The sequence below is a fragment of the Actinomadura sp. KC345 genome, assembly GCF_004348515.1.
Classification (GTDB): domain Bacteria; phylum Actinomycetota; class Actinomycetes; order Streptosporangiales; family Streptosporangiaceae; genus Spirillospora.
Map to the genome: position 1 here is coordinate 20,236 of NZ_SMKH01000088.1, position 6,771 is coordinate 27,006.

The 6,771-nt window shown below is 69.6% G+C and carries 10 protein-coding genes and 2 pseudogenes; 8 read left to right on the top strand and 4 right to left on the bottom strand.

What is annotated here, in order from left to right; translation table 11 throughout:
- The first annotated feature begins 461 nt into the window (after nt 1-461).
- The 3 genes from E1281_RS41900 to E1281_RS16945 are packed head-to-tail and all read left to right on the top strand — an operon-like array spanning nt 462 to nt 1,554.
- Nucleotides 462-797, top strand: a complete 336-nt coding sequence (locus E1281_RS41900) for a helix-turn-helix transcriptional regulator (protein ID WP_243717034.1) — start codon at nt 462-464, stop codon at nt 795-797.
- Complete coding sequence (locus tag E1281_RS41905) at nt 755-1,198, top strand: DUF5753 domain-containing protein (protein WP_243717036.1); 444 nt, start codon at nt 755-757, stop codon at nt 1,196-1,198. Before E1281_RS41900 ends, E1281_RS41905 begins: the two co-directional genes overlap by 43 nt.
- A gap of 20 nt (nt 1,199-1,218) precedes the next feature.
- Nucleotides 1,219-1,554 carry a DUF397 domain-containing protein gene (locus E1281_RS16945; RefSeq protein WP_243717038.1) on the top strand — a complete coding sequence of 112 codons (336 nt, stop codon included), beginning with the start codon at nt 1,219-1,221 and terminating at the stop codon, nt 1,552-1,554.
- A 31-nt stretch (nt 1,555-1,585) separates the two neighbouring features.
- Here E1281_RS16945 and E1281_RS16950 read toward each other — a convergent pair whose 3' ends face one another.
- Together E1281_RS16950 and E1281_RS41910 are read right to left on the bottom strand one after the other, a co-directional pair.
- Nucleotides 1,586-2,053, bottom strand: a complete 468-nt coding sequence (locus tag E1281_RS16950) for an ArsI/CadI family heavy metal resistance metalloenzyme (RefSeq protein WP_131879268.1) — start codon at nt 2,051-2,053, stop codon at nt 1,586-1,588.
- A gap of 370 nt (nt 2,054-2,423) precedes the next feature.
- Entirely contained in the window at nt 2,424-2,636 is a 213-nt protein-coding gene (locus tag E1281_RS41910; protein ID WP_243717039.1) for a hypothetical protein, read from the bottom strand.
- On the opposite strand from E1281_RS41910, the pseudogene E1281_RS16960 reads away from it, so the two are divergent.
- The 3 genes and pseudogenes from E1281_RS16960 to E1281_RS16970 all read left to right on the top strand — a co-directional run bounded on the left by E1281_RS16960 (nt 2,635) and on the right by E1281_RS16970 (nt 4,529).
- Nucleotides 2,635-3,302, top strand: a pseudogene (locus E1281_RS16960) (methyltransferase domain-containing protein). The gene E1281_RS41910 and the pseudogene E1281_RS16960 overlap by 2 nt on opposite strands.
- 73 nt (nt 3,303-3,375) lie before the next feature.
- The gene (locus E1281_RS16965; RefSeq protein WP_165958967.1) at nt 3,376-4,143 is read left to right on the top strand and encodes an ArsR family transcriptional regulator; all 768 of its coding nucleotides are present in this window, start codon (nt 3,376-3,378) and stop codon (nt 4,141-4,143) included.
- Nucleotides 4,140-4,529: a VOC family protein gene (locus tag E1281_RS16970; protein ID WP_131879272.1), complete on the top strand. Its 390-nt coding sequence runs from the start codon at nt 4,140-4,142 to the stop codon at nt 4,527-4,529. Before E1281_RS16965 ends, E1281_RS16970 begins: the two co-directional genes overlap by 4 nt.
- Nucleotides 4,530-4,534: 5 nt before the next feature.
- On the opposite strand, the gene E1281_RS16975 is transcribed toward E1281_RS16970, so the two are convergent.
- A complete protein-coding gene (locus E1281_RS16975; RefSeq protein ID WP_131879274.1) occupies nt 4,535-5,209 on the bottom strand; it encodes a class I SAM-dependent methyltransferase in 675 nt (224 codons plus the stop codon).
- A 101-nt stretch (nt 5,210-5,310) separates the two neighbouring features.
- Here E1281_RS16975 and E1281_RS16980 point away from each other — a divergent pair, with 101 nt between their 5' ends.
- On the top strand, nt 5,311-5,748 hold the full coding sequence (locus E1281_RS16980) for a MarR family transcriptional regulator (RefSeq protein ID WP_207943312.1): 438 nt from the start codon (nt 5,311-5,313) through the stop codon (nt 5,746-5,748).
- 43 nt (nt 5,749-5,791) lie between these two features.
- Here the strand turns inward: E1281_RS16980 and E1281_RS16985 are convergent, their stop codons facing one another.
- Nucleotides 5,792-6,163 (bottom strand): DUF6223 family protein, encoded by a 372-nt coding sequence (locus E1281_RS16985; RefSeq protein WP_207943313.1) that lies wholly within the window; start codon nt 6,161-6,163, stop codon nt 5,792-5,794.
- A 218-nt stretch (nt 6,164-6,381) separates the two neighbouring features.
- Here E1281_RS16985 and E1281_RS16990 point away from each other — a divergent pair.
- A pseudogene (locus E1281_RS16990) lies at nt 6,382-6,771 on the top strand (sensor histidine kinase); the annotation flags it as partial.

Here is a 6,771-nt window from a genome sequence, read left to right on the forward strand (position 1 = left end):
GTTACGCGATTGCGTTCGACGGTAAGCGCCTTGCGTAGTTCTTCTGCGCTGTTGCGTACAAGGGTCGGTTCCACACCGGCCTTTGGGTCGTGCAGAGTGGCGACCCAATCGCCGAGCTTTCCGTCGTAGCGCGTAGCGCGCCAGATTCGATGACCCTGGAAGTCCTGGCGGAGCCGGGTTAGTGCCTGGTCAGCGCGGTTGACGGGCGTGTCCATGATGAGTTCGAGCTTTCGTCGCGATTTCTCTCCGTTACCGCTTTCCATCTTGCTGTAATCGGGCTACGCTCCGGAAGAGCGGGAAAGAAGACGCAGGAAAGCCCGCCGCCGCTCGTCAGAAAATGATCTTATTTTCGAATGCCCGGAGGTCCCCCCATGCCTCGTCGTCCCCGCGACATCGGTGTCCCGTCCTCGCCCGTCGAATACTTTGGCGCGGAGTTGCGCGCTAAGCGGGAATTGTCCAACTTGTCGCGACCGAAGCTCGCCGAGAAACTCGGCTACACGCCTCAGCGCATCGGCCAGATCGAATCGGGCGGCAGCCCCCCATCCGAGGACTTCGCCAAGGACTGCGATGTCTTCTTCAAGACGGACGGGACCTTCCACCGCCTCTGGCAGTGGATCCAGGACTTCGGACGCCTCGCCGTCCTGCCCCCGGGCTTCCCGGACTTCATCGAACGAGAGCGGGAGGCCGAGGTGATCCACATCTTCGAGACCATGGTCATCACCGGCTGTTCCAGACGCCGGAGTACGCGCGCGAGGTGCTCAAGCTCGGGAAGACGTCCGACGTGGTGGACCAGCTAGTCGCCGCTCGGACGGAACGACGGAAAATCCTTGATCAAGAGGATCCGCCGCACGTGTTCGCGATCTTCGACGAAGCCGCCATCCGTCGTCCGATCGGAAACCCGGAGGTGATGAAGGAGCAGATCCAGCACCTCATCGACCTGACGGAGTTGCCCAACGTGACGATCCAGATCGTTCCGACGGCTAGGGGAGTCTATGCGGGGCTGCCCGGCGCGTTCACGATCCTGAGCTTTCAGGACGAACCGAACGCTGTGCGCGTCGAGGGTCACGTAGGTGGGCAGCTGATCGATAGCCCTGCCGTAGTCCGGAAGTATGGGGTAAATTTCGATTTGATCAGGGCCTCGGCGATGAGCGCCGAAGACTCCTTGAATTACCTCCGGACGATCTTGGAGAGCCTGTGAACACACCGCATCCGTGGGCTGTGCAGTGGCGCAAGAGCAGCCGCAGCGATTCATCGGGCGCAGAGTGCGTTGAGGTCGCGCTGGTCCCGTCGGAATGGCGGAAGAGTAGCCACAGCACCAACACCGGGGACCAGTGCGTCGAGGTGGCGCCCATGGTGCCGGTCGCTACCGCTGAATGGAAGAAGAGCAGCCGCAGTACGGACACCGGGCATGCATGCGTCGAGGTGGCGGACTTGGTGGCCGGGGTGGCAGTTCGGGATTCCAAGGACCCGGACGGGCCGAAGCTGGTGTTCGGGCCGTCCGCGTGGCAGGCGTTCGCGTCCCAGGTCAAGGGCGGGGCCCTCGACCTGGTCTGACGCAAGGCGACACTCGTAGGGCGACGTCGGATCAGCAGCAGCTTGGCGCTGCGGCGGTCTTCGGCTGCTCGGTTTCGGTGGGTGGCTGGGTGGTGGCGCAGCACGCGGAGTCGTCGGCCTTGGCGAGGGTATCCGCGTCGTCCTTGACCGTGTAGACCTCCCAGGGCTCGCCGCTGGGGCCGTGGACCCAGACCTTGTCCTGCAGCGCGTAGCAGCAGGAGGTGTCGTTCTCCTCCAGGGTGGCGAGCCCGGCGTCGGCGAGGCGCTTGGTCGCGTCGCTGACCAGACCGGAGTCCTCGACCTCGACGCCGAGGTGGTCCATGCGGGTCGGCTCGCCGTCCTCGCCCTCGATCAGGACGAGCTTGAGCGGCGGCTGGGCGATGGCGAAGTTGGCGTACTCGGGGCGGCGCTTGGCCGGCTCGGCGCCGAACAGCTTGGAGTAGAAGGCGACCGAGCCTTCCAGATCGGACACGCGCAGAGCGAGCTGGACGCGGGACATGCGATTCCTCCTCATGTCGTGGTCCTACTTAGATGGCTGTCTAAGTAGCTTCCAGGTCGAGTTGCGTCCTTGGATAGATGGATGTCAAATTAGAGGCATGTCTAAACAGGGTCTGCCGATCGTGAGTTCGGGTGTCCCCGCTGGCGCTGGCGAGGTGGCGTGCTGCACACCACTGGTGTGTGAGCCGCTGAGCGAGGCCAAGGCGGGTGAACTCCGAGCGGCGCGGGGCCTGGGTGTACTACTGGCTCAACCCCGGAGTGCTGGAGCGGCTGTCCGTGATCCTGGGACCGCGCTTGACCGCCGTGGCCGCATCGTGACCCAAGTCGCTCACCGGGGATAGCCGTCCCCTTTCGTGTGGCGCTTCCATCGTTTATCGTCGATTAACGATGAAAGAGGAGAAGGGGCCGCTCGACCGGTCCACAGCCACCGAGTACGCGGCCTGGTTCAAGGCGCTGGCCGACCCGACGCGGATCCAGATCGTGTCGCTGCTGGCGCGGCAGGGGCGTCCGATGAACGTCAGCGAGATCGTCGACAACACCGAGGCGATCGTCGAGCGGTACTCCGGCCTGGCGCGATTCGCCATGGTCGGCGGCACCCCGGAAGACGGGGCCTCGTGCGGCGACTCCTGTTCCGGCGCCGCCGCCCACCCCGGCGAGGACGGTGTTCCCGAGGCCGCGCTGCGCGCCAGCCTGGGCTGCGGCAATCCCTTGGCCGTCGCCGATCTACGTCCAGGTGAGACCGTGCTGGATCTGGGTTCGGGCGGCGGCCTGGACGTGCTGCTGTCGGCGCGCCGCGTCGGCCCGGACGGGACCGCCTACGGGTTGGAGGCCAGCGAGGCCATGCTCACCCTGGCCCGCGCCAACGCCGCCGAGGCCGGCCTAGGCAATGCCCGTTTCCTGCAGGCCACATCGAGGACGTCCCGCTTCCCGCCGCGAGCGTGGACGTGGTCATCTCCAACTGCGTCATCAACCTCGCCGCCGACAAGGCCCGCGTGCTCGCCGAAGCCTTCCGCGTCCTGCGTCCGGGCGGACGCTTCGGGGTCAGCGACATCGTCGCCGACCCCGGCCTCGACCCCGGCGAGCGCATCGAGGCGGAGCGGGGCCTGGGCTGTTCCGCGAGCACCCTCACTGCCGAGGAGTACCGCCGCCACCTGCTCGCCGCGGGCTTCACCGGCGCCACCATCACCCGGCACCACCAGGCCGCGCCCGGCCTCCACTCGGCGGTCGTGCAGGCCGCCAGACCCGCCTGAGCCGAGCGCGCCCTCACCAGATGCTCCCGCTGACGGTATATGCATCAAACTCAGTTGATGTATTCTGTTCTTCGTGGAGTCTCCGGAAGAAGGCGCACCGGCCTTCGTGCAACTGGCCGCGCATCCGTTGCGGTGGCGGCTGCTGAGCGAGCTGGCCACCAGCGACTACCGGGTCCGCGAGCTGGTGGACCTCGTCGGCCAGCCGCAGAACCTGGTCTCCTACCATCTGCGGCTGCTGCGCGGCGGCGGGCTGGTCACGGCGCGGCGCAGCAGCTTCGACGCCCGCGACAGCTACTACCACCTCGACCTTGAGCGCTGCGCGGACGCGCTGGCCGCGGCCGGTGCCGCCCTGCATCCCGCACTCGGCCTCGACCCGGCCTCGCCCGTGCCGCACATCGCGTCCGGCCCGCGTCCCGCCGTGCTGTTCACCTGCACCGGCAACAGCGCCCGCTCACCGATCGCCGAAGCCCTCCTGGGGCGCCGCACGGGCGGGCACGTCGAGGTCGCCAGCGCGGGCAGCCACCCCAAGCAGCGGTTGCACCCGTGGGCCGTGCGCGTGCTTCGCGAGGGTCACGGCATCGACGTCACCGACCGGCGTCCACGGCATCTGGACACCGTGACCGGCCGGCGGTTCGACTACGTGATCAGCCTGTGCGACAAGGTCCGCGAGGTCTGCCCCGATCTGCCCGGCGGACCCCGTCGCGTCCACTGGAGCATGCCGGACCCGGCCGCGTCCGGAGGCGGCGAATCCACCTTCGTGCGGACGGCGGCGGAGATCGACACCCGCATCCGCCACCTGCTGCCGCAACTCGTCCGACCATCACGGGAGGCCAAGCCATGACGACACCCGATCGGTTCGCCGGAGTCCGCTACCTCGTCGACGACGTCCAGGCGGCCGTCGACTTCTACACCGACCACCTCGGGTTCACACTGCGCATGAACGCCGCGCCCGCCTTCGCCGACGTCGTACGCGGGCCGCTGCGGCTGCTCCTTTCCGGACCGCCCAGCTCAGGCGCCCGCGCCACGCCCGATCCCGCCGCCCCCGGCCGCAACCGCATCCACCTGATCGTGGACGACCTCGACGCCGAGATCGACCGGCTGCGCGCCGCCGGGCTCACCTTCCACAGCGACCTGGTCTCCGGCCCCGGCGGACGGCAGATCCTGATCACCGACCCTGCCGGCAACCTCATCGAGCTGTTCGAACCCGCGCCGGAGACGACTTCCTGACCCCGTCACGGGAGGTCGGAGGGGGCGGGCCGAGTCGCTGTGCCCCGGACATGCGGGACGAACGGCAGCGGAAACCGGCTCTCGGGCCAGTCCACGCGCTCCAGGCGCAGGTCGGTGAATCCGGCGCGGCCGATCGCGTCGACGATGTCGGTGCCCAGGCGGCACCCGCCGTTGAGCACCGGCCACACGGTGGCGTCCAGCACGCGCTGCGCACCGCGCAACCCGGCCCCCTCGGCGCGGACGTGCTCGAAGACATGCAGGCGCCCACCGGGCCGCAGGACGCGGAACATCTCCGCCAGCGCGGCGTCCCGGTCCCGTACCGAGCACAGCGTCATGCAGGCGACCACGGCGTCGACGTCGGCGTCCGGGGCGGCCAGATGCTCGGCGATCCCGTCCCTGACGACGACCGGGACCTTGGCCTCGGCTGCGGACTGCTCGGCCAGGGCGCGCAGGAGCGGCTCGGGCTCCACCGCCACCACTTCGGTCACCCGCGGCGGGTAGTGGGCGAAGTTGGCGCCCGTACCGGCGCCGACTTCCAGAACCCGTCCGCTGGTCGAGGCCAGCAGCGCCCGGCGGTGCTCTGTGACGCCGCCCTTGTCCATGGCGGGACTGACGCGGGCATAGAAGCGGGCGAACAGCGGATGGCCCCGCCGGGCGCTCGGGGCCGTGGTGTGCTCCATGTGGTGCGGTCTCCTTCTACCTGCCGGGTATGGGGGCTACGCTCATACTGGGAGGTTACGACATAGTGAAGTCCATACACAATGATGTTGGTTCCGATTCTGTGGACGAGGTCGGGGCGGGGCACGCGCTGGAGAAGCTGTTCGCGCTGGCGGTGGTGACACACCGGTACATGGAGGCCGGGCTGGCCGCGCGCGGGCTTTCGAGGGCGCGGGCGTCGGTCCTGTGGAACCTGCACCACGGCGGGCCGATGACCCAGCGGGCACTCGCCGCCGCGATCGGCGTCACCCCCCGCAACGTCACCGGGCTGGTGGACGCGCTTGAGGGCGACGGGTTCGTCGCCCGTGCACCGCACCCCCGGGACCGGCGCGCCACGCTCGTGGACCTCACCGACCGGGGACGCGACACCGTCGGGGGCCTCAACGTCGAGTACGGCGAGGGTGCGGCCCGCCTGTTCGACGGCCTCCCCGAGACCCAGCTGGCCGGTTTCGTGGCGACCGTCGACCATCTCCTGGAACGCGTCGCCCGGGAAACCTGCTGAGCCCGGTGTTCTCGGCCCGGTGACGTGGGGCGGGTTCGCCCGGTCAGGCGGCCTGGCGGGAGCGGGTCAGTGCCAGCCCGGCGAGGGCCATGCCGACCAGGCTCAGCGCGATGGCCACGATCGCCCCGGCTCGCCCGTTGCCGGTGCCGAAACCGCCGGTCGAGTCGGCCAGGTGGAGCCCGCCGATGACCAGCCCGGTCAGCGACGCGATTCCAGCCGCGATCGCTCCGGTCCGAACGTTGCCGGTACGACGGGTGGCGCGTGCCAGAGCCAGGCCGCCGATGGCGATGCCGATCAGCGCCGCCACCCCGGCGACGACGGCCCCTGTCCGCCCCTCGCCGGTGCCGATGCCCCCGGCGGCGGTCGGCCCGGTCAGAACGGCTTCGGCCACGGTGAACACGAATCGGACTGCCATGAGGTGCCCTTCCCCTCTTGCGAATGAACGTCGCCCGATCATGTCCGCCGGGCCCGCCGCCGGTCGTCGTCCGGACGCAGTCAGTTCGCGCTGCCGCCGACGGCCCACCCGGCCACCGCGCACGCCGCAGGCGCCGCGAGAGTACTGCGTGCGCGGTACAGGGCCGCTCGTCCCCGAGCAGGAGTCGCAGGCGGGGGGCCCGCGGCTAGGGTTCGCCTATGAGCACGGGACTGTCCGGGGCCTGGACCAGGGGCAGAGGCTGGGGGATCGCGGTCTGCGTGGCCGCGGTGCTGCTGGTCACCGCGCTGGCCGGGGATCATCCCACCACGGACCTCGGCGTAATCGGCTTCGCGCTGGTGGTGACGAGCGGCCTGGTGCTGGCCGCCGCCCGCCCGGCCCCGCTTCCGGTCCTGGCCGTCACCGGGCTGTGCGCGCTCGGCTACCAGGCGATCGGGTTCGAGGTGCCCGCCGTCGCGTACCTGTTCGCGGTGTACGCCGCCGTACGCGCGGGGCACCGCATCATCGCGGTGGCGGCCAGCGTCATCCTGCTGGGCGCCATCCCGCTCGCGATCATGGTCTCCCCGGCGGGCGGGTCGGCGGGGGAGGCG